General features: G+C 71.6%; 19 protein-coding genes. 7 read left to right on the top strand and 12 right to left on the bottom strand.

All coding sequences use genetic code 11. The features are described 5' to 3' along the window. Positions 1-45 precede the first annotated feature (45 nt). The 3 genes from xylA to AB0N82_RS09955 form a co-directional block, all read right to left on the bottom strand. A complete protein-coding gene (gene xylA / locus AB0N82_RS09945) occupies positions 46-1,233 on the bottom strand; it encodes a xylose isomerase (RefSeq protein WP_279366134.1) in 1,188 nt (395 codons plus the stop codon). A gap of 102 nt (positions 1,234-1,335) precedes the next feature. Further along, on the bottom strand, positions 1,336-2,232 hold the full coding sequence (locus AB0N82_RS09950) for an alpha/beta hydrolase (RefSeq protein ID WP_363391034.1): 897 nt from the start codon (positions 2,230-2,232) through the stop codon (positions 1,336-1,338). A gap of 168 nt (positions 2,233-2,400) precedes the next feature. Further along, positions 2,401-2,886: a glutathione peroxidase gene (locus AB0N82_RS09955; protein WP_363391037.1), complete on the bottom strand. Its 486-nt coding sequence runs from the start codon at positions 2,884-2,886 to the stop codon at positions 2,401-2,403. A 211-nt stretch (positions 2,887-3,097) separates the two neighbouring features. Between AB0N82_RS09955 and AB0N82_RS09960 the strand changes: the two genes are divergently transcribed. Together AB0N82_RS09960 and AB0N82_RS09965 are read left to right on the top strand one after the other, a co-directional pair. Beyond that, the gene (locus AB0N82_RS09960; RefSeq protein WP_363391040.1) at positions 3,098-4,258 is read left to right on the top strand and encodes an ROK family transcriptional regulator; all 1,161 of its coding nucleotides are present in this window, start codon (positions 3,098-3,100) and stop codon (positions 4,256-4,258) included. 100 nt (positions 4,259-4,358) lie between these two features. Then, a complete protein-coding gene (locus AB0N82_RS09965; RefSeq protein WP_363391043.1) occupies positions 4,359-5,606 on the top strand; it encodes a D-arabinono-1,4-lactone oxidase in 1,248 nt (415 codons plus the stop codon). Between the two features lie 231 nt (positions 5,607-5,837). Here the strand turns inward: AB0N82_RS09965 and AB0N82_RS09970 are convergent, their stop codons facing one another. After that, positions 5,838-6,566 (bottom strand): SDR family oxidoreductase, encoded by a 729-nt coding sequence (locus tag AB0N82_RS09970; RefSeq protein WP_315995205.1) that lies wholly within the window; start codon positions 6,564-6,566, stop codon positions 5,838-5,840. A gap of 235 nt (positions 6,567-6,801) precedes the next feature. Here AB0N82_RS09970 and AB0N82_RS09975 point away from each other — a divergent pair, with 235 nt between their 5' ends. The 5 genes from AB0N82_RS09975 (at position 6,802) to AB0N82_RS09995 (ending at position 12,081) form a co-directional block, all read left to right on the top strand. Next, entirely contained in the window at positions 6,802-7,500 is a 699-nt protein-coding gene (locus AB0N82_RS09975) for a nucleoside/nucleotide kinase family protein (protein ID WP_315995206.1), read from the top strand. Continuing rightward, positions 7,497-8,273 (top strand): ATP-binding cassette domain-containing protein, encoded by a 777-nt coding sequence (locus AB0N82_RS09980; protein WP_363391047.1) that lies wholly within the window; start codon positions 7,497-7,499, stop codon positions 8,271-8,273. The genes AB0N82_RS09975 and AB0N82_RS09980 overlap by 4 nt, the downstream gene beginning before the upstream one ends. Next, on the top strand, positions 8,270-9,355 hold the full coding sequence (locus tag AB0N82_RS09985; protein ID WP_363391050.1) for an ABC transporter permease: 1,086 nt from the start codon (positions 8,270-8,272) through the stop codon (positions 9,353-9,355). Before AB0N82_RS09980 ends, AB0N82_RS09985 begins: the two co-directional genes overlap by 4 nt. 76 nt (positions 9,356-9,431) lie before the next feature. Then, positions 9,432-10,421, top strand: coding sequence for an ABC transporter substrate-binding protein (locus AB0N82_RS09990; protein ID WP_363391053.1), 990 nt, complete (start codon positions 9,432-9,434; stop codon positions 10,419-10,421). 196 nt (positions 10,422-10,617) lie between these two features. Next, on the top strand, positions 10,618-12,081 hold the full coding sequence (locus AB0N82_RS09995) for a mannitol dehydrogenase family protein (protein WP_315995210.1): 1,464 nt from the start codon (positions 10,618-10,620) through the stop codon (positions 12,079-12,081). Between the two features lie 109 nt (positions 12,082-12,190). Here AB0N82_RS09995 and AB0N82_RS10000 read toward each other — a convergent pair whose 3' ends face one another. From AB0N82_RS10000 to AB0N82_RS10035, 8 genes are all read right to left on the bottom strand, one after another. Continuing rightward, positions 12,191-13,318: an alpha/beta hydrolase gene (locus AB0N82_RS10000; RefSeq protein WP_363391056.1), complete on the bottom strand. Its 1,128-nt coding sequence runs from the start codon at positions 13,316-13,318 to the stop codon at positions 12,191-12,193. Continuing rightward, positions 13,315-14,238: a hypothetical protein gene (locus AB0N82_RS10005; protein ID WP_363391059.1), complete on the bottom strand. Its 924-nt coding sequence runs from the start codon at positions 14,236-14,238 to the stop codon at positions 13,315-13,317. The genes AB0N82_RS10000 and AB0N82_RS10005 overlap by 4 nt, the downstream gene beginning before the upstream one ends. Next, positions 14,235-14,735 (bottom strand): hypothetical protein, encoded by a 501-nt coding sequence (locus tag AB0N82_RS10010; protein ID WP_315995213.1) that lies wholly within the window; start codon positions 14,733-14,735, stop codon positions 14,235-14,237. Before AB0N82_RS10010 ends, AB0N82_RS10005 begins: the two co-directional genes overlap by 4 nt. Then, positions 14,732-15,328, bottom strand: coding sequence for a helix-turn-helix transcriptional regulator (locus AB0N82_RS10015; protein ID WP_315995214.1), 597 nt, complete (start codon positions 15,326-15,328; stop codon positions 14,732-14,734). The genes AB0N82_RS10010 and AB0N82_RS10015 overlap by 4 nt, the downstream gene beginning before the upstream one ends. 276 nt (positions 15,329-15,604) lie before the next feature. Continuing rightward, positions 15,605-17,257 carry an alpha-amylase family protein gene (locus AB0N82_RS10020; RefSeq protein WP_363391063.1) on the bottom strand — a complete coding sequence of 551 codons (1,653 nt, stop codon included), beginning with the start codon at positions 17,255-17,257 and terminating at the stop codon, positions 15,605-15,607. A gap of 277 nt (positions 17,258-17,534) precedes the next feature. Next, positions 17,535-18,506 carry a LacI family DNA-binding transcriptional regulator gene (locus AB0N82_RS10025; protein ID WP_363391223.1) on the bottom strand — a complete coding sequence of 324 codons (972 nt, stop codon included), beginning with the start codon at positions 18,504-18,506 and terminating at the stop codon, positions 17,535-17,537. Positions 18,507-18,785: 279 nt separating this feature from the next. Further along, the gene (locus AB0N82_RS10030; protein WP_315995216.1) at positions 18,786-19,673 is read right to left on the bottom strand and encodes a hypothetical protein; all 888 of its coding nucleotides are present in this window, start codon (positions 19,671-19,673) and stop codon (positions 18,786-18,788) included. Positions 19,674-19,723: 50 nt separating this feature from the next. Beyond that, positions 19,724-21,094, bottom strand: coding sequence for an FGGY family carbohydrate kinase (locus AB0N82_RS10035; protein WP_363391066.1), 1,371 nt, complete (start codon positions 21,092-21,094; stop codon positions 19,724-19,726). Positions 21,095-21,131 lie beyond the last annotated feature (37 nt).

The raw sequence follows: 21,131 nt of genomic DNA on the forward strand, positions 1-21,131 counted from the left end.
GACGGAAAGGGGCCCGGATGCCGTGGCATCCGGGCCCCGCGGGGCTCAGCGCGCGCCGAGCAGGTGCTCGGTCGCGAGCTGCTGCAGGCGGACGAAGCCGAAGCCCTTGCCGCCGAGGTACGCGTCGGTGTCGAAGTCCTCGTAGGCTGAGCGGTCGGCGAGGAAGTCGTCGTAGGTCTCGCCCTCGTTGAGCGTCGGCTGCGCGAGCTCGGCGACCTTCGCGGCCTCCAGGGCCTCCTGCACCTCGGGGTCGGCGCGGAAGGCCGCGGCGCGCTCCTTGAGCAGCAGGTAGGTGTTCATGTTGGCCGACACGGAGTCCCAGACACCGGTCTCGTCCTCGGTGCGCGAGGGCTTGTAGTCGAAGTGACGCGGGCCGTCGTAGGCGGGCACGCCGCCGGGGCCGCCGTTCTCGAGCAGATCGACGAGCGCGAAGGCGTTGTGCAGGTCGCCGTGGCCAAACACGAGGTCCTGGTCGTACTTGATGCCGCGCTGACCGTTGAGGTCGATGTGGAAGAGCTTGCCGTGGTACAGCGCCTGGGCGATGCCGGCGGCGAAGTTCAGTCCCGCCATCTGCTCGTGGCCGACCTCGGGGTTCAGGCCCACGAGCTCGGGGCGCTCGAGCGAGTCGATGAACGCGATCGCGTGTCCGAGGGTCGGCAGCAGGATGTCACCGCGGGGCTCGTTGGGCTTGGGCTCGATGGCGAAACGGATGTCGTAGCCCTTGTCGGTGACGTAGTCGCCGAGGAGGTTCACGGCCTCGCGGTAGCGCTCGAGCGCCTGACGGATGTCCTTCGCGGAGTCGTACTCGGCACCCTCGCGGCCACCCCACATGACGAACGTCTTCGCCCCGAGCTCGGCGGCGAGGTCGAGGTTGCGCAGCACCTTTCGCAGCGCGAAACGACGCACCTGGCGGTCGTTCGAGGTGAAGCCGCCGTCCTTGAAGACGGGGGCCGAGAAGAGGTTGGTGGTCACCATCGGCGTGACGATGCCGGTGTCGCTCATCGCGCCCTTGAGGCGGTCGATCTGCTTCTGGCGCTCGGCATCGGTCGAGCCGAAGGCGAAGAGGTCGTCGTCGTGGAACGTCAGGCCGTAGGCGCCGAGCTCGGCGAGCTTCTCGACGACGTGCACGACGTCGAGGGGCTCACGCGTGGGGCCGCCGAACGGGTCGGTGCCGTTGTAGCCGACGGTCCAGAGTCCGAACGAGAACTTGTCATCGCGGGTGGGGGTGGGCATTCCTGCTCCTTCGCATGGAGACGCACGAGTGCGCGGTGACGCGCGCCGGGTTTGTTGGTGCTCACAACATATACCCCGGATGCCACGGCGTCCAGCCCCGCGTCAGTCGCCGAGCGCGGCATCCACCACCGCGAACACCGCGGGGTCCCAGGTCAGGGCGCGCTCCCACGGCAAGCCGAAGGCCTCGGCGAAGAAGATGCTGTGCACGTGGTCGCCGAACGAATGGCGTTCGACCTTCGGCAGCACCGTCGTGGGCACCTCGTCGGCACGGCCGCTCGTGAGCGACACGAGGCCGTCATGCGGCCACAGCTGGGTCGGCTCGCTCGCCGCCGCGAAGTAGCCCGCGCCGACCGCGGTGACCGGGATGCCGTCGAGCACCCCCGCCTGCGCGTCGTTCCAGCCGCGCAGGAACCGGCGCGAGACCTCGGCCGCCGCCCCCTGGGAGTTGGCATCGGCGTACGGACGCGCCTCGGCGAAGATCTGCCGCGTGGCGGGGTCGCCGTGCGCATCGGCCTCCGAGAGCTCGCCGTCGAGCAGGTCGCCCAGCACCGAGCCGTCCCACGGGGTGCCGAGGGTCACCAGATGCTCGATGCGCGGGCCGCCGCCCCCGAGCTCGCGGATCGCGGCGCGCGAGAACAGCCCGCCCATCGAGTGACCGACGAGGTCGACGCTCCCGACCTCCCGCTCGTCCGCGAGCCACCGCAGGAAGGCGGCGAGCGCCACCCCCGCGTCGTCGACACGACCGACCGCGTTGATCGTCACCCCGGCCGGCAGCACGACGGGTACGTCGTCGAAGCCCTGCCACCCGGCATCCTCCCGCACCTCCCCCGCACCGATGCGGGCGGGAGCGGTGAAGACCCGGATGCCGCGTGCCACGAAGTGCGCGCGCAGTGCGGTCATCGTGTTGCCCGCCGCGAGCCCCGCGGCCGCGGCGCGCTCGGGGTCGGTGTACGGGGTGACGGCGGCTCCGCCGGAAACGAGGACGACGGCATCGGCCATGACGGCTCCTTCGAAGGTCGGGTTCCCGGTCAGGATAGGGCAGCCGTCGGGCGCCGTTTCCCCCCTCGAGTGTCCAGGACACGCCGTGTCGGCCGAGGCGCGACGGCGTGTTCCGGACGCTCGACGAGGTGCGACCGCGGGAGGGCGGGCGCCGGCGCAGGGCGCGGGTCAGCGCGGGAGGGCGTCCTCGATCGCGGCGACGACCTCCGGCGCGTCGGGCAGGGTGCGCGGGCTGAACCGCGTCACCCGCCCGTCGGGGGCCACGACGAATTTCTCGAAGTTCCACGAGATGCGGCCGGTCTTGCCCTCGGCATCCGGGGTCGAGGTCAGCTCCTTGTACAGCGGGTGGGCGTTCCGGCCGTTGATCTTGACCTTCTCCGACATCGGGAAGGTGACGCCCCACGTGGCGGAGCAGTATTCGGCGATCTTGTCCTCATCGCCGAGCTCCTGAAGGAACTGGTTGCTGGGGAAGCCGATGACCGTGAACCCGCGGTCGGCGTACTTCTTGTGCAGCGCCTCGAGCGCCTCGTACTGCGGCGCGAGCCCGCACCGCGAGGCGACGTTGACCACGAGCGCCGCCTTGCCGTCGGTCAGGTCGCCGAAGGTCGTCTCGTCGCCGCGGATGGTCGTGATGGGGATGCCGGAGAGGTCCATGCGTCGATCCTGGCACCGCCCGCTTTGCCCGGGGTGGGAATGCGCGAGTCGCGACGATCGGGAGGTGGACGCCCTCGCCGGAGGAAGCGCCGCGCGCCGCCGCTCGCCCCTCGGGAGGGCGTGCACACGGCGAGGTCGCGGCTCGCCGGGCTCCCGGGACGGACGGGAAGAGTGCCACGGTCGGACGCCGACGGCATGGCACAGTGGTCGGATGGTCACCGAGGGCACCCGCGGCGACGGCATGCGCCGCGCCAACCTGTCGCTGGTGCTGCGCACGGTGCACCGCCAGGGTCCGCGCTCCCGGGCCGCCCTCACCGAGGCAACGGGCCTGAATCGCTCCACGATCGCCGACCTCGTGGGCGACCTGCAGCGATCGGGACTCGTCGTCGAGCGCGCATCCGACGCGCAGGGACGCGTCGGTCGCCCCTCCCCCATCGTCGCGCCCGACCCGCGGGTGGTCGCGATCGCCGTCAACCCCGAGGTCGACGCCCTCGACCTCGGCGCGGTCGCCCTCGACGGCACGATCGTGGCGCGCGAGCGACTCGAGCAGACCGAACTGCTCACCCCCGAACGCACCGCCGAGCTGGTCGGCGCGCACCTCGCACGGTGGCGGGGCGACGTCCTCACCGACGCCCGCATCGTCGGGGTCGGCGTCGCGGTCCCGGGCCCCGTGCGCGCCGCCGACGGCGTCGTGCGCGAGGCTCCGCACCTCGGCTGGATCGACGCCCCGCTGCCCTCTCTCATGACGGATGCCACGGGCCTGCCCGCCCACGTCGGCAACGACGCCGCACTCGGCGCCCTCGCCGAGCACCTCTTCGGCGCCGCGCGCGGGGCGCACGACGTGGTCTACCTGAACGGCGGCGCGAGCGGGATCGGCGGCGCGGTGATCGTGGGCGGGGTGCCGCTGGGAGGCGCGGGAGGGTACGCCGGCGAGTTCGGGCAGAACCGTCCCGGCATCGTCGATCCCCGCGACCGCCGGGCGGTCGACGGCGTGCTCGAGGACGAGGTCAGTCGCGCGCTCCTGCTCGCGGCGGTCGGGCTCGACAGCGCCGACGAGGCGACGCTCTCCGCGGCTCTGGGCTCCGCCGACGATCCGGCCGTTCGCGCGGAGATCGCGCGCCAGCGACGGATCCTCGCGACCGCTCTCGCGAACGCGGCGAACGTGATGAACCCGGCGGTGATCGTGCTCGGCGGCTTCCTCGCGACCCTGGCCGAGCTCGATCTGGCGGGACTCGACGACGCCGTGCGCGCGCAGACCCTGCCCGCGTGCGCGGAGGGTCTGCGCCTGGCGGCCGCGGAACTCGGCGAGGACCGCCTGCTCGTGGGCGCGGCCGAGGCCGTCTTCGAGGCCGCCCTGTTCCCCGCCCGTTGAGGGCTCTGCACGGAACGAAACCCTTCCCGAAACCGCCCGCGCGGGCATCGACGTCGCGCGTCCGGGTCATGATGGGTGGGCGACGACGCGAGGAGACACGATGACCGAGACACGAGCCGCCGGAGCAACCTGGTCGGGCAATCACCACTATCGCGCCGCCGAGGTGCTGCTGCCCGCCGACGCGGGCGAGCTCGCCGAGGTCGTGGCATCCCGTCCGGCTCTGCGCGTGCAGGCGACGCGCCACACCTTCAACGACATCGCCGACGCCGACGGCGCCCTCGTGTCGCTCGAGCGGATGCCGACGCGCATCGACGTCACCGACGACCGCGTGCGCGTCGAGGGTCTCGTCACGTTCGCGCAGCTCGCCCCCGTGCTCGAGGCCGAGGGGCGCGCCCTGCACAACCTCGGATCGCTCCCCCACATCTCGGTCGCCGGGGCCGCCGCCACCGGAACGCACGGGTCGGGCATGGGCAACGGCAACCTCTCGAGCGCCGTCACGGCCCTCGAGATCTTGGATGCCGACGGCCGCACGCACCACATCGACCGGGGCCACCCGTGGTTCGGGGCCGCGGCCCTGGGGCTCGGCGCCTTCGGCGTCGTCACGGCCGTCGAGCTGCGCACCGTCCCGTCGTACACGGTCGTGCAGCAGGCGTTCACGGGCGTCGCCTGGGACGACCTCGTGTCCGATCCGGCGACGGTGTTCGGCGGTTCGCGCAGCGTGAGCGTGTTCACGACGTGGGGAGACCCGGCCGATGACCTCGTGTGGGCCAAGAGCGACACCGGGGCGCCGACGTGGGTCGAGGAACTCGGGGGCCGCGCGGTCGGGGACGACCTGCACCTCGGGCGCATCCGCACGCTCGACAACACCACCGAGCGCGGAACCCCGGGGCCGTGGCACACCCGTCTGCCGCACTTCCGCGCCGACGCGCTGCCCAGCGACGGCGACGAGATCCAATCGGAGTACTTCGTGCCGATCACGGCGGCCGCCGAGGCACTGGCGGCCGTGCGCGCGATCGCCCCCGCCTTCGACGCCCACCTGCTGGTGACCGAGCTGCGCACGGTGGCCGCCGACGGTCTCTGGCTCAGCCCGGCATTCGAGCGCGACGTGCTCGCGATCCACTTCACCTGGCGCAACGACACCGACGGCGTACTCGGGGTGCTGCCGCACATCGAGCGGGCCTTGGCGCCCTTCGACGTGCGTCCGCACTGGGGGAAGGCGTTCACGATGCCCGGCGAGGCGGTGCGCGCGACGCTGCCCCGAGCCGAGGACTTCCTCGCCGCGGCGCGCGAGGCGGACCCGCGCGGGGTCTTCCGCAACGCCTACCTGGAGCGCACGCTCGGCCTGTGACCACGGGCGCGGGCGAAGGTCCCTGAGCCCGGCGAAGGGACCGCAACCCCCGGAGGCTTCGACAGGCCCAGCCTTCTCGCGTCACCACCGCGAACCCAGGTCCCCGAGCCCGTCGAAGGGACCGCAATCCCCGGAGGCTTCGGCATGCTCAGCCTCCTTGCGTCGCGACCTCCGCGCGCCGAGACCGCGAAGCGGCGCCGCCCACCGCGGCGCCGCTCCGTGGCATCCGGATCAGCGGCTGGAGTAGCCGCCGTCGATCGGGAGCGAGACGCCGGAGATCATGCCGGCCCCGTCGCTGAGCAGGAAGACGATCGGGGCGGCGATGTCGTCCTCGGTCGCCCACTTGTGCAGCGGCATGGCCTCGAGGAAGGGGCCCTCGATGTCGGGACGACCCCAGTACCAGGCCGACATCGGCGTCATGACGACCGTGGGGTTCACGCTGTTGACCCGGATGCCGTAGCCGCCGAGTTCGAGGGCGGACACGCGCGTGATGTTGTCGAGGGCCGCCTTCGACGAACCGTACGAGATGTGTCCGGTGAGGGCGACGAGGCTGGCCTGGCTCGAGACGTTGACGATCGCGCCGCCCTTGCCGACGCGGATCATCTCGCGCGAGGCGTACTTGGTCACCAGCAGCGAGCCGCGGGCGTTGATGCTCATGACCTTGTCGAACACGTCGATGTCCGTCTCCATGGGTGTCGCGATCTCGCCGCCCCACCCGCCGCAGTTCACGACGCCGTAGAGGTCTCGGCCCTCGATCGCGGAGCGGATCTCGTCCTCGGATTCGAGGTCGAACACGACGGGCTCGGCTCCGGTCTCGGCGGCGATCGCCTCGACGCTGTCAGCCGTGCGGCCGGCGGCGAGCACGGTGGCGCCGGCGGCGACGAGGTGTCGCACGGTCGCCCCGCCGATACCGCCACCGGCTCCGGTGACGAGGATGGTGCGGTCGGTGAATTCGGTCATGGGAGGGCTCTTTCGCGGGTCCTGAGGGCGGGGACGACGGCGGTGTCGTCGCGGCCCATGATAACCACAGAATCCCGCGGATGACTTCGGTGTCATGACGAATTGATCACGGGTGTTGACACCGGTGTCACGGTGGGCTTACCGTAACCAACGTTCGACCGGTGGACAGCTCCACCGGACCGCTCCACCGGCGCAGCACTCCGACGTGCGGCGTCCCCGGAAGGACCACACCGCCGTGACCCGCACCTCGCAGAACGCCGCACCGATCGCCACCGCGACCGTGCACCTCGACGACCTCGTCGAGCGTGCGCGGCTGCTCGCGGCATCGGGCGAGCGCCGCGTGCTGGGACTCGCGGGAACCCCCGGCGCCGGCAAGTCCACCGTGAGCGACGCGCTGCTCGCCGCGCTCGGCTCCGACGCGGTGCTGGTCGGGATGGACGGATTCCATCTCGCGAACGAGGAGCTCATCCGCCTCGGTCGCCGCGACCGCAAGGGCGCCCCCGACACGTTCGACGTCGACGGCTACGTGGCCCTGCTCGACCGCATCCGCGCCGGGCACGAGGTCTACGCGCCGCGCTTCGATCGGGACCTCGAGGAGTCCATCGGCTCCGCGGTTCTGGTGCCCGCCGACGTTCCGCTCGTCATCACCGAGGGCAACTACCTGCTGCACGAGGGATTCGGGTGGGATGCCGTGGCATCCCGTCTCGACGAGGTCTGGTTCCTCGACATCGAACCCACCGCGCGCCGCGAGCGGCTCGTCGCCCGCCGCCTGTCCCACGGCCACCCCCATGACGATGCCGTCGCCTGGGTCCGCGACGTCGACGAGGCGAACGCCCTTGTCGTCGAGCGCGGCCGCCACCGCGCCGACCTCGTCGTCACCGTCTCCGACACCCCCGCCGGGGGCGCCGGCCACCACGAAGGAGCTTCCTCATGAGCACCACCACGGCTGTGCCCGTGCTGCAGGCACGCGGTCTGTCGCGCCAGTTCGGATCCGTCCGCGCCCTCTACAACGTCGACTTCGAGGTCTACCCCGGCGAGGTCACCGCCCTCATCGGTGACAACGGCGCAGGGAAGTCGACGCTCGTGAAGGCCCTGTCGGGCAACCTCGCCGTCGACGAGGGAGAGATCCGGTTCGACGGATCGCCGATCGACATGTCCAACCCCCAGGTCGCCTCGTCGCTCGGCATCGAGACGGTCTACCAGGACCTCGCGCTCGCGCCCCACCTCGACCCCGTGCAGAACATGTACCTCGGCCGCGAGATCCGTCGCCCGGGGCTCGCCGGTGCCCTCGGCTTCATGAAGACGAAGGACATGGCGAAGGCGTCGCGCGCGGCGTTCGACGAGCTCGGCGCCACGGTGCGCAGCCTGACCTCGCCCGTCGGCGAGATGTCGGGCGGCCAGCGTCAGGCGATCGCGATCGCCCGCGCCGTCCACTGGGCGTCGCGCGTCGTCTTCCTCGACGAGCCCACCGCGGCCCTCGGCGTGCGCCAGACGAAGAACGTGCTCGAGACGATCCGCCGCGTGCGCGACAAGGGCATCGCCGTGGTCTTCATCTCGCACTCGATGCCGCACGTCATCGACGTCTCCGACCGCATCCAGGTGCTGCGACTCGGGACCCGCGTCGCGAACATCCAGGCCGCGGACACCTCCATGGAAGAACTCGTCGGGCTCATGACCGGCGCCGTCACGAAGGACGACCAGAAGTGAGCACCACGACCCCTCCCACCGAGACCGTCGCGATCGGCACGTTCGACGACAACCAGAAGGTGAACCCGGTCCGCCGGATCCTGCGTACGCAGGCCTTCCAGATCCTCCTCGTGCTGCTGGCGATCATCATCGTCTTCAGCATCATCGCGCCCGACTCGTTCGCGCAGTGGACCAACTTCCGTCTCATCATCCAGAACGCCTCGATCCTCGCGGTGCTCGCCGTCGGCATGACCTACGTCATCATCACCGCCGGCATCGACCTCTCGATCGGGTCGGTCCTGGTCTTCTCCGGCGTCGTCGCGGCCATCGTCATGCGGGCGATGGGCGGCGAGGGCTGGGGCGTCGCGATCGTCGGCATCCTCGTCGCGATCCTCAGCGGCGTGTGCTGGGGGCTGCTGAACGGCTTCCTCATCGCCAAGGCGAAGATCCCGCCGCTCATCGTCACCCTGGGTTCCCTGGGCATGGCCCTCGGTCTCGCGCAGATCCTCACCGGCGGTGTCGACATCCGCGACGTGCCGACCGTGCTCACGGTCTCGATCGGCTACGGCAACGTCTTCGGCAGCGTCCCGATCATCAGCGTCATCGCCCTCGTGGTCGTCGCGATCGGTGCGATCGTGCTGCACTACACGCGCTTCGGCCTCTACACGCTGGCGGTCGGGTCGAGCGAGATCGCCGCCCGTCGCGTCGGCGTCAAGGTCGACGCGCAGCTGATCAAGATCTACACGATCTCCGGCGCTCTGGCCGGGCTCGGCGGCATCCTGTCGCTCTCGCAGTTCTCCACGACCGCGATCGCCGGCCAATCGCAGACCAACCTCAACGTCATCGCGGCCGTCGTGATCGGTGGCACGTCGCTCTTCGGCGGCGTCGGCACGATCATGGGCACCGTCGTGGGCCTGTTCATCCCGGCGGTGCTGCAGAACGGCTTCGTCATCACCGGTGTCCAGCCGTTCTGGCAGCAGGTCGCCGTCGGCGCGGTGCTGATCACGGCGGTGTACGTCGACCAGGTGCGCCGCACCGCCGCCACGCGCGGCAACTCGCAGGGCCTCTGGCGCAAGTTCCTCAGCGGAGGTCGGCGCGGCTGAGCCGCGGCGGCATCCATTCCCTCTCCACCCCTTACCCAACCCGACAGCAAGAACTCACAACAGAACGGTGATCACGATGAAGTGGAACAAGAAGGCGACCGCCCTGACGGTCTTCAGCATGGCCGCGACCCTGACTCTCGCGGGCTGCTCCGGTGGCACGGCCTCGGGCGGTGCGTCCGGCGGCTCCGACGGCGGCTACAAGATCGCGTTCGTGCAGGGCGTCGCCGGAGATGAATTCTACATCTCCATGCAGTGCGGCATCGAAGCCGAAGCCAAGACCGAGGGCGCCACCGTCACCACTCAGGGCCCGGAGAAGTTCGACCCGACCCTGCAGAAGCCGATCGTCGACGCCGTCGTGGCGTCGAAGCCCGACGCGCTGCTGATCGCGCCGACCGACGTGTCGGCCATGCAGGCGCCGATCGCGGCGGCGGAGGCCGCGGGCATCAAGGTCGTCCTCGTCGACACGACGCTCGAGGACCCCTCGGGAGCCGTGTCGCAGATCTCCTCCGACAACGAAGGCGGCGGAGCTGCCGCATTCGAGGCGATCCAGAAGGCGAACCCCAACGGCGGCAAGGTGCTCGTCGTCTCGACCGACCCCGGCGTGTCCACGACCGACGCCCGCGCCCAGGGCTTCGAAGACGCCGTCGCGAAGGACAGCAAGTTCGAGTCGGTGGGTGTGCAGTACTCGCACAACGAGCCCTCGACCGCGGCCGAGATCGTCACCGCCGCGCTGCAGAAGGACCCCGACATCGTCGGCATCTTCGCCGCCAACCTGTTCGCCGCCGAGGGCTCCGCGACGGGTGTGCAGCAGGCCGGCAAGCAGGGTTCGGTCACGATCGTCGGCTTCGACGCCGGTCCCGCCCAGGTCAAGGCCCTCGAAGCCGGAACCGTCCAGGCCCTCGTCGCGCAGGAGCCCGCCACCATCGGCTCCGACGGCGTCAAGCAGGCCATCGCCGCACTGAAGGGCGAGTCCACCGAGGAGAAGATCCAGACCGGCTTCACCATCCTCACCAAGGACAACATCAACGGCGACGGCAAGGACGCGGTCTACAAGTCCTCCTGCTGACCCACCTCGGATGCCGGGACCCCGCACACGCGAGGTCCCGGCATCCACCCCCTTCCCTTCCCCGGTTCGGGGCGGCTTCCTCACCTCGGGGCGCGTACCTCACGCCCCACGTGATGAAACACGTCCCGAACCCCGGGGCACCTCCGACGCGACGAGCACGCCCCGAACCTCCCGCCCCACCCACACGGAGCCCCGCATGACCGAACTCACCGCCGCCGCCCTCCCCTCCCTCGCGGCGGACGTCTCCGTTCCGACCTACGACAGGTCGGCCGTGCGCTCGCGCATCGTGCACGTCGGCGTCGGCGGGTTCCACCGCGCCCACGAGGCGATGTACCTCGACAGGCTCCTGGAGGCCGGGCGCGGCGACTGGGGACTGTGCGGGGTCGGGGTGCTGCCGTTCGACGCCGCGATGCGCGACGCCCTCGCCGCCCAGGATCGGCTCTACACGCTCGTCACCACCGCTCCCGACGGGTCGTCCGCGGCCCGCGTCGTCGGCTCGATCGTCGACTACCTCTTCGTCCCCGACGACCCCGAGGCGGTCGTCGCCAAGCTCGCCGATCCCGACACCGCGATCGTCTCGCTCACGATCACCGAGGGCGGCTACGGCATCGACGACGCCACCGGCGGCTACGCTCCGCGCGACGAACCCACCCTCGCCGACCTCGACGGGGCCCTGCCTCCGCGGAGCGTGATGGGCCTGCTGACCGAGGGGCTCCGCCGACGGAGGGATGCCGACATCCCGGCCTTCACGGTCATGTCGTGCGACAACATCCAGGGCAACGGCCACGTTGCGCGCGCCTCCCTGCTCGGGTTCGCCGAGCGTCTCGACCCGGAACTCGCCGCCTGGATCGCGCAGAACGTGTCGTTCCCCACCTCCATGGTGGACCGCATCACCCCGGTCACCACCGACGAGACGCGCGCGTCCATCGCCGAGGAGTTCGGCGTCGACGACCGCTGGCCCGTGCGCTCGGAGTCGTTCGCCCAGTGGGTGCTCGAAGACGCCTTCCCCCTGGGGCGTCCGGCCTTCGACGAGGTCGGCGTACAGCTGGTCCAGGATGTCGAGCCGTACGAGCTCATGAAGCTGCGGCTGCTGAACGCGTCGCACCAGGCGATGAGCTACCTCGGCATCCTGTCGGGCGCGCACTACGTGCACGAGGTGTGCACCGACGAGCTGTTCGTCGCGTTCCTGCAGGGCTACATGCACGCCGAGGCGATTCCGACGCTGCGACCGGTGCCCGGGATCGACCTCGACGCCTACTGCGACGAGCTCATCGCGCGCTTCGGCAGCGAGGCCATCCGCGACACGCTCGCGCGTCAGGTCGTCGACGGCTCCGACCGGCTCCCCAAGTTCTTGTTGCCCGTCGTCCGAGAGCAGCTCGCCGCCGGGGGCCGGATCGACCACGCGGCCCTCGTGCTCGCGGGGTGGAGCGTGTTCCTCGAGGGGCGCACCGAATCGGGCGAGGAGACCCCCGCGGTCGACAGTCGGCTCGACGAGCTGCGGGCCATCGTGGCCGACGACCCGGCGGCGCTGCTCGACTACGCGCCCGTCTTCGGCGACCTCGGGCAGGACGCGCGGCTGCGCGAGGCCTATCTCGCCGCCCGCGCGCTGCTGGCCGAGCGCGGCGCGCGCGGTGCGATCGCGGCGGTCGTCGACGCCTGAGTGCTGCGGCGGCCTCGACCCGGTCGAACCGAGGTCGCTGAGCCCGTCGAAGCCAGCGGAACCCGCCACGCCCCCGGTCCCTTCGACAAGCTCGGGGACCTTTTGCGGCTCAGCGGGCGCGGAGCCAGCGGGCGATCGCGTCGTGGAAGCGCTCGGGCTCCTGGTTGGCCTCGTTGCAGTGACCGGTGGCGTCGAAGGCGACCAGCTCGGCATCCGGATGCCGTTCGACGAACGCCACCGATCCCGAGAACGGCACGACCGGATCGACGCGGCTGTGCAGGATGATGGTCGGCACCCCCGGCCCGGGCCGGCCCTCGCCCACCCACGTGAGGGCGCGCGCGTCGACCGACTCGACGAGGCCGAGGGCCCGCGCCCCGATGCGGCTCGCGAGCACGCGCATCGACGCGGCGGCGACCGTGCGCGGCAGGTGCGCGTTCGCGACGGCGTTGTCGACCACCCGGGGCCAGTCCAGCGCCGGCGCGACGAGGACGAGTCCGGCGATCGCCTCGCGGTGCGCCGAGTGCTCGAGCGCGAGCATCGCGATCGTGCCGCCCATCGACCAGGCCACGAGCACGATCTCCCGGGCACCGCGCGCCAGGGCGTACCCGATCGCGTCGTCGACGTCGCGCCACTCGCGCGTTCCCAGGGTCGAGGGCAGGGCGTCGGCGGGGGCGCACTCCTCGTCGCCGGCGTACGACACCACGAGCGCCATCCATCCGGCATCCACCGCCGCCGGCGCCGAGCGAAGCGCTCCGTTGCGACTGGAGCGCAGCCCGTGCACATGGATCGTCCAGCGGCCGTCGGCGGTGTCGGGGTCGCCGATCTCCCACGCCTCGGCGACGCCGCCGCGCCGCAGCGGCACGGAGACGTGCCGCGTGGGCCCGACGTCTTCGGGGGAACCGATGCTCTGCGAGGTCCAGGTCGCCACGGCCTCACCGTCGACGAGTCCATCGGGACGCGACGCGAGCTCGCGCACGACCCGGTCCTTCCCGACGCGCAGCGGTTCGCCGACGACCACGTGCCGACCGTCGTCGAGCCACAGGCCGTAGGTGCCCGGCTCGCGGCTCTCGAGCGTGGCCGGCACGGTGACCGTGCCGCCCGCGAAAGTCACGGGTGCGTAGACCTTGGCGGCGCGCGGGGCGATGAGTCTTCGCGCGACATAGCCGGCGAGCGCGGTGTGGGCGAGCGCCACGGTGGCGACGGCGATGCCCGTGCCGAGGGCGAGGGGGCGGATCATGGGCGGGCTCCCGTGGATTGGCGGGTGAGGTGGGCGTCGACGTCGTCGAGGAGCTCGCGCTCCTGAGCGCTCAACGGCGACGAGGTGGCGATGGCGTCGTCCTCGACGGCCACGCGCAGCGCGTGCAGGCGCGTGTCGACGAGGGGGTCGTCGGCGAGGCCCGGCAGGCCCGCGACACCGCGCCGCCGGGCCACGGCGCCGAGATCCTCCAGCAGCGCCTCGCCCCGCCGACGGATGCGGCCGGTCACGCGCGAGGCGCGGAAGATGCCGATGACGAAGGCGAGCACGCCGAGGTAGAAGAGCGGGTCGAAGAGCGCGCTCACGATCGGAACGGGGGCGAAGAAGCGCGTCAGGGTGAGATCGGCGATCTCGCTCACGCAGCCCAGCACGATCCCGATCGCCCCGGCCCGGAAGAACCAGCGCACACCCGGGAGCGAGACGTGGGCCGAGACGCACAGCAGCACCCCGACCAGGGCGATGCCCGCCATGTGGACCACCCCGTAGACCCACGCGCCCGTCGAAGTGGCGGCGGCGTCCTCGATGAAGCGGAACGATGTCGGCCCGCGCTCGGGCAGGGCGACGAAGAACACGACGGCGAACACTCCCGCGAGCAGCGCCGGGAAGCGCCAGCGCAGTGTCGAGACGCGCGCCGTCACGGGGGCGATCCCGGCCTGGATGCCGAGCCACAGCGCCACCATCGTGAGCACGCCCTGCACGAGCTTGAGGATGTTCGTGCCCCCGAGCACGCCGTCGAGCACACCGAGCGGGATGACCGTGCCCTGGGTCAGCAGTGCGATGGCGCCGACCAGGCCGGCGAGCCATGCGATGCGCGCCCGCGGCTGACGCCGAGCGGCGCGCGCGCGGCCCACCACGAGCAGCAGCAGCGCGACGAGGGCCGCGTCGATGAGGAGAACGGTCACCACGATGACTCGGCCACCCGGGGGCTCGCGTACAGCAGGCGGGAGATGCGGTGGGCGACGTGCTCGGCGACGAGTTCGGCCTCGACTTCCGGCGTCGTCAGCGTCGGATCGTCGTACGGCGTGATCGAGGAGCGTTCGCGTGCACCCCGCTCGTGGAGGGCGCCGGTGCAGTGCGCGTCGTCGAGCAAGTGGCCGAGCTCATGCGAGGCGGCGAACTGGCTGTACAGCGCCGCATCCGATGCGCGCACGTGGATGCTCGCCTCTCCCCTGTCGGCGAACAAGGTGAGGTAGCCGGTGAGGGTCCCCCATCCGCTCGTGTCGGTCTCGCGGATCACCCGGAGACGGATGCCGACGGCTCGCTCGACCGCTCGCACCACGTCGTCGAACCCCATGTCGGCCGTCAATCGCGCGCGGGCGATCGCCCGATCGGCTCGCGCCCGCACTCTCGCCTGCATGTCCTCCGCAGCCACCGCTCTCCCCCCGTCGCGGTCGCTCATGTCGCCGGCGGCCTGCTTCGCAGCGACTGGGCGATGGCGCGCAGGGCGTCGGGCGACATCTCGCCGAGAGCCCGGAACTGGATGCTGCTGGCTCCGGCCTCGCGCATCGCGTCGCGCAGGTCGAGCTCGGCATCCGTTCGATCCGTCACCGCGGCATCGGTGTAGTCGGTGAGGTACTCGGTGGGCACGTCGCCCCAGTGGGTGATGAGCCGCAGGACCTCTTCGTCGAGCACGACGCTCGTCGCGCCCTCCGCGAGCAGCGCGCGCGCTCCGTCCGCGGCCTGCGGGTCGATGTCGTCGAGGTGCGCGAGCAGGTCGTCGGCGGTGGCGGTCTGCGCGGAGATGAGTCGTCGGACGCGGGATGCCAGGGGCCCGGCCGGCACGCGCATCTCGACCCGCGGCGCCGTGTCGGGGCTGGCGAGGTCCTCGGGCGTGACGCCGAGCGCCACCGCGAGGGCTTCCAGATCGTTCGTGTTGTACGGCAGCGAAAGGCCGGCGCGCGACTGGTAGTAGCTCTTCGTCATTCCGGCGCGGCTGAGCAGCTCGCCGACGGTGAGCCCCTTGGCCCTCCGCAGGCGATCCACGTTCGCCACCACTCGACGGGAGTACCGGGAGGGTGGTCCGACTGCGCCGCGACCCACAGTCCGATCGTAGACGACCCTCCGTTTCACCTACGGTCGTATTTACGATCACCCCTCGGGTGCTAATTACGACACGCTGTGCTTGTATGGATCAGACCGCGCGCGGGGCGGACGTGGGGGAACCCCTGCGCGCGAGCGATCGGGAGAGGCTTCCCGATCCGGTCGGTGACGGGCGCGGCACCATTGGGGGGTGCCGCGCCCGATCACTTCCGCCTGCCCCCGCGTGCGTCAGGCGATGCGCCGCTCCCCCGGCCGGATCACCCGCCACCACCGGTAGCCGTACCCGTCGAGCGACACGTCGAATCCGGATCCGTCGAGCGTCTCCGCCCCCGCCGCATCGTCGAGCAGGTTCACCACACGCCATTGCTCGGCATCCGCCCCCTCGATCTCGAGGCGGAACGTGCGCCCGTCGGGTGCGAAGTTGTGCGCCGCGACGAACAGGCCCAGCTCACTGCTGAGCGAGTGCGCGAGCACGCAGCTGTGGGGTTGATCCAGGATCCCGAACTCCCCCCATCCGATCTCGGGCGAGGCGCGGTAGTGACGCACGAGGTTCTGCACGAATCTGAGCACCGAGTCGGGATCATGACGCTGCTGGGCGACGTTGACGTGCTGCGGCCCGAACCCGCCCGGAACGATGTCGGCGATGAGGTCGTCGGCCGTCGAGAAGCCGGCGTCGGGGGCGCCCGTCCATTGCATCGGCGTGCGGACGGCGGCGCGACTGCCCTCGATCTCGGGGTTCTCTCCCATGCCGATCTCCTCGCCGTAGTACAGCACGGGCGCTCCCGGCAGCGAGAACATGAGGCTGTAGACCATGCGGATGCGGCGCGGATCGCCCTCGAGCATCGCCGGCAGCCGCCGCGTGATCCCCCGCCCGTGGATGCGCTGCCCCGGCTCCGGGGCGAAGGCGGTGAAGACCTCTTCGCGCTCGGCCTCCGACAGCTGATCGAGGGTGAGTTCGTCGTGGTTGCGCACGAAGTTGCCCCACTGGTTTCCCCGGGCGATCTCGGGCCGCGACTCCAGCGCCTCCCGCAGCGGCGCGGCGTCCTGACGCGCGAGGGCGAGGTAGAGCCGCTGATTGGCGACGAAGTCGAACTGCATCGTCAGCTCGTCGCCGTCGGCGTCGCCGAAGAAGCGCAGCTGCTCGTCGTAGGGGAGGTTGACCTCGCCGAGCATCATGGCGTGACCGCTGCGGCGCGAGACGTAGCCCCGCAGCGCGCGGAGGAAGTCGTGCTCGGGGCCCTCGTCGCCGTCGATGAGGTGGGGCACGGCATCCACGCGGAAGCCGTCGATGCCGAGCTCGAGCCAGAAGCCGATGACCTTGGCGATCTCCTCGCGCACCTCCGGATGGTCGGTGGCGAGGTCGGGCTGGTGCCGGTAGAACGAGTGCTTGTAGTACTGCCCGGCGGTGTCGTCGAAGAACCACACCCCGTCCTCGACGTCGGGGAACATGCTCGCCGGAGCGTCGTCGGGCACCTCGTCGCGCCACTGGTAGAAGTGGCGGTAGCGGCTGTCGGGGCTCTGCCGCGCCTGCTGGAACCACGGATGCCGGTCGGAGGTGTGGTTCACGACGAGGTCGACGATCACCCGCATGCCGCGGTCGTGGGCGGTGCGCAGCACCTCGACCATGTCGCCGGGCGAGCCGTACCGCGCATCGACGCCGTAGTAGTCCTCGATGTCGTAGCCGTTGTCGCGCTGCGGCGAGGGGTAGAACGGCGCGAGCCACAGGCACGTCACCCCGAGTTCGGCGAGGTGGTCGAGCCGCTGCGCGAGGCCGCGCAGGTCGCCCACGCCGTCGCCGTCGGCATCCAGATAGGTCTTGACGTCGAGGTTGTAGAAGACGGCGGTCTTCCACCACAGGTCGCTGGTGTCGGTGAGCCTCACGACGTCACCTCCGTCCGAGCGGCGGTGCGGCGTTCGGAGCGCGGGAAGGTCGTCATCGGAGCCCTCTTCTCGGGAGCGGTGGCGTTCTCTGACTGCCTTTCCTATCGCGCCCGCCCGATCGTGGACGGGCTCTTGCCCCGGCCCGGCCATTGTGCGTCGACGCGTCCGCGCCATTCCTCGCACCCCGAACACGGGTCCCTGCGCCCGCCGAAGGGACCGGTGGCCGCGTGCCCCGGTGGCTTCGACGAGCTCAGCCGCCTCGCGAGAAGCGGAGGGGTCAGAGCGCGCAGGACTCCCGCTCGACCAGCGACACGTCGATCACCGTCAGCTCGTCGAGACCCAGGCCGGCATCGGGCTGCAGCCGCGCGAACACCCGCTCGGCGGCGAGCGCGCCGATGCGGCGCGGGTCCTGGTCGATCACCGTGACGGAGGGGGTGAGCGTGTCGGCCATGGGGAAGTCGCCGAAGCCGACGAACGGCAGCGGATCGCCGCGCAGCACGTGGGCGAGCGCCATCGACGACCGGGCGTTGGCGGAGAACAGGGCCGTGGGGGGCTCGTCGAGGCCGCGAAGACGCGCGAGAGCGGATGCCGCCGATGCGCGGTCGGCGACCTGCGAGGCGACGAGTCGCTCGTCGACGTCGACGCCCGCATCGCGCAGCGCCCGCCTCCAGCCCTCGACGCGCTTGGTCTCGGTCGAGAGGTGCACCATGTCGCCGACGTAGGCGATGCGGCGGTGCCCGTGCGAGAGCAGGTGGGTGGTGGCCAGGTGCGCGCCGGCTTCATCGTTCTCGGTGAACGTGTCGGTCAGCAGTCCCGCCGGCGCACGGTCGACGAACACGATCGGCGTGTGCCCGCGCCACCGCTCGAGCCACGAGTGGTCGGTGCCGACGGGGGCGATGACCAGTCCCGTGAGCTGGCGACCCAGCAGCGACTCGAGCGCGGGCCTCTCGTCGTCGGGGTTCTCGCCCAGGCTCGTGACGAGGGTCGACAGGCCATGGCGGCGCGCGGTGTCCTCGACCGCGCGGGCGATGGCGGCGAAGAACGGATCGACCACGTCGGGGACGGCGACCCCGATGACCGAGGCGCGGCCGGCGCGGAACGTCGTCGCCAGGGCGTTGGGGACGTAGTTGAGCTCGCGCATCGCGGCCTCGACGAGGGCTCGCGTGTCGGGGAGCACGTGCGGATCGTCGTTGAAGACGCGCGACACGGTCTTCGTGCTCACCCCGGCGCGCTGAGCGACGTCGCGCATCGTGGTCACGAGGCACCTCCGGGGTTCGGGCAAGTGGGGGCTTCGACGTGCCACCCTATCCGCCGGACCGACCGCGCGCCCCGCACGGCGGCACGGACGACGGGCGCCGAACCCCCGCGCGCCGCGGGGGTGGGCGCCGCGCGACCGGCGTCGCGGATCGACCCGAGTGCCCGCCCGGCACGGCGGCATCCGTCTTCCGCGTGCACCCGCGGGGAGCCGGTCCGAGGGGAGTCGGACGCGACCGGACGACGCAACCGGTGCCGGGCGGACGGGCTCATGTCAGCGGCCGTCGACGGCGTCGGCGAGCTCGCGCAGGCGCGGCAGGGCGCGGCCCGAGAGCAGCTCCTCGCGGCGGTCGGCGTCGATCGAGAGGCTGTCCTTCCACAGCGACCGGCCGGCCATCGCGCCCGAGGCGCCGTTGGCGACGGCCGTGCGCACCTGCTCGATGAACGTCTCGTGGTCGACACCGGCCGACAGCACGGCCCACGGCACGCCCTGGGCGGCCTCGGTCACGCGCGCGCTCGCCTCGGCCGAGCCGGGGTACTGCAGCTTGAGGATCTTCGCGCCGCACGCGACGGCGAGGGCGGCTCCGTCGACGACGAGGTCGGCGAACTTCTCCGCGTACTCCTCGTCGCTCTCGCCCTCGAGCTGGTACGTGAGCAGCTCGACGATGAGCAGCAGGCCCTCCTCGTCGCACGCCTTCACCAGGTCGCGGATCTCCTGCGCGACGCGGGAGTCGGCATCCTGCTTGTCGGGACGCGTGTACCAGAGCATCTTGGCCACGTCGGCGCCCTGCTCGCGGATGGAGTGCGGCGTGGTGCCGGGAACGAAGCGCGTGTACTTCAGACCGTCGACCGTCTCGGCACCCGAGGCGTCGAGACCGACGACGAGCGCGGTGTCACGGGCGAGCACGCCGTCGTCGACGATCTGCGGCAGCGCGACCTCGGGGTCGAGCAGGATCGCCGGCGCATGGTTGGCGAGGTGGCGGACGAGGTCGGCCTTCACCTCGGCGAGCTCCTCGCGCGAGATCCCGTCGGAGCCGTTGGGGGCGTCCTTGATGGCGGCCTTCATGCCGTTGCGCTGGTCGGCGGCGACGATGAGCATGTGACCGTCGGGCGTGCTGATCGACTGCAGCGCGCGGCGCTCGATCGTGGTGAGTGCGTTCATGATCTCTCTTCTCTGGGGTTCTCGCGCGCGGGTGGGCGCGGGTGGTCTGTTCAGGAGGGGACGGATGCCGAGACGAGGCGCCGCGCCATGTCGGCGGCTCCCCACGCGACGTCCTGCTCGCGGGTGGACAGGGACGGATCGGGGAGCACCTCGGCGCGGGCGCGACGGACGGACGCCATGCCCGCCCACCCGCCGGTGAGGGTGGAGTGGGTGGCGGGAGCCACCTCGCGGTCCATCGCCGCGATGAGCGCGGCGACCTCGTCGTTGCTGTGCCGCAGCACCGCGCCGAAGATCTCGGCGGGGCTCGCCTCCGTGTGCAGCGTCAGCCGCAGCACGCCGTCGTCGTTGCGGGCGCCGGTGACCTCGATCGCCCCGGCCGGCAGCTCGCCCTCGTACGGGAGCGCCATGACCGCGTCGTCGAGCGCATCACGGCCCGCGCGGTCGCTGACCCCGGCGGCGTGCAGCGCGCGGCGCAGCAGGAGACCGGTCTTCACCCCGGCGACGAGCACGTGCTTGCCCGGGACGACGTGGCGGACCTCGTTGATGAGCGCGTCGGCCAGTCGTCGGCGCGCCGCGAAGCCGAGAGGCGCATCGAGCACCCTCAGCAGCACCTCGGCCGTGCCGAGCGAGACGTGGTAGCCGTCGGCATCCAGGGTGCCGTTGGCCTGAGCGGCGACGAGGTGGTCGTGCCCGGCGACGGTGAGCGCGGCCCCCGCGACGCGGGGTCCGAAGGCGGCGGATGCCGTGCCCCAGGCCGTCCCGCCTCCCCGCAACGGCGGCAGAAGCGCGTCGTCGACGCCGAGCGCCTCGAGCATCGCCGGCCAGGCGGCGCCGGAATCCTGGTCGATGAGGCCGGTGCGCGAGGCGAGCGAGAGCTCGAGAGCCACGTCTCCGCCGAGGGCGGCGACGACGAACTCGGGCAGGTCGAGCCAGCGCAGGCCCGTGAGGTCGGTGCCCTGGTCGCGCAGCCATGCGAGCTTCGCGACGCTCACCTGGGCGCCGAGCGGCAGGCCGGTGCGGCCGGCGAACTCGTCGCGCACCTCGGCGGGGAGGGCGGCGATCTGCTCCCACCCGCGCGGGTCGAACCACGCGAAGCCGGGTGCTGAGGCTCGACCGTCGACGTCGATCAGGATGCCGGTCTCGCCCATACCCGCCACGGCCAGGGACGTCAGCGCAACGGACGTGACAGGGGCGAGCTCGGCGTCGACGAGATCGATGAGCGCGCGGACGGATGACCGGAGGTCGTCCGCGTCGATGTCGGTCGTGCCGCCCGGGCCGACCCGCCACGGGGTGGGCACCTGGGCCCCCGCGATCTCGGTGCCGGCGTCGTCGATGACGAGCATCTTGATGCCCGTGCTGCCCAGGTCGATGCCGCCGTGGAGGCGCGACTGCTCGGCGTCCATGTCACCGGTGTCTTGCATGAGCGGCCGTCCTCTCCGGAACCTCTTCGAGTCCCGG

It is taken from the genome of Microbacterium sp. NPDC089186 (genome assembly GCF_040685115.1).
Classification (GTDB): domain Bacteria; phylum Actinomycetota; class Actinomycetes; order Actinomycetales; family Microbacteriaceae; genus Microbacterium; species Microbacterium galbum.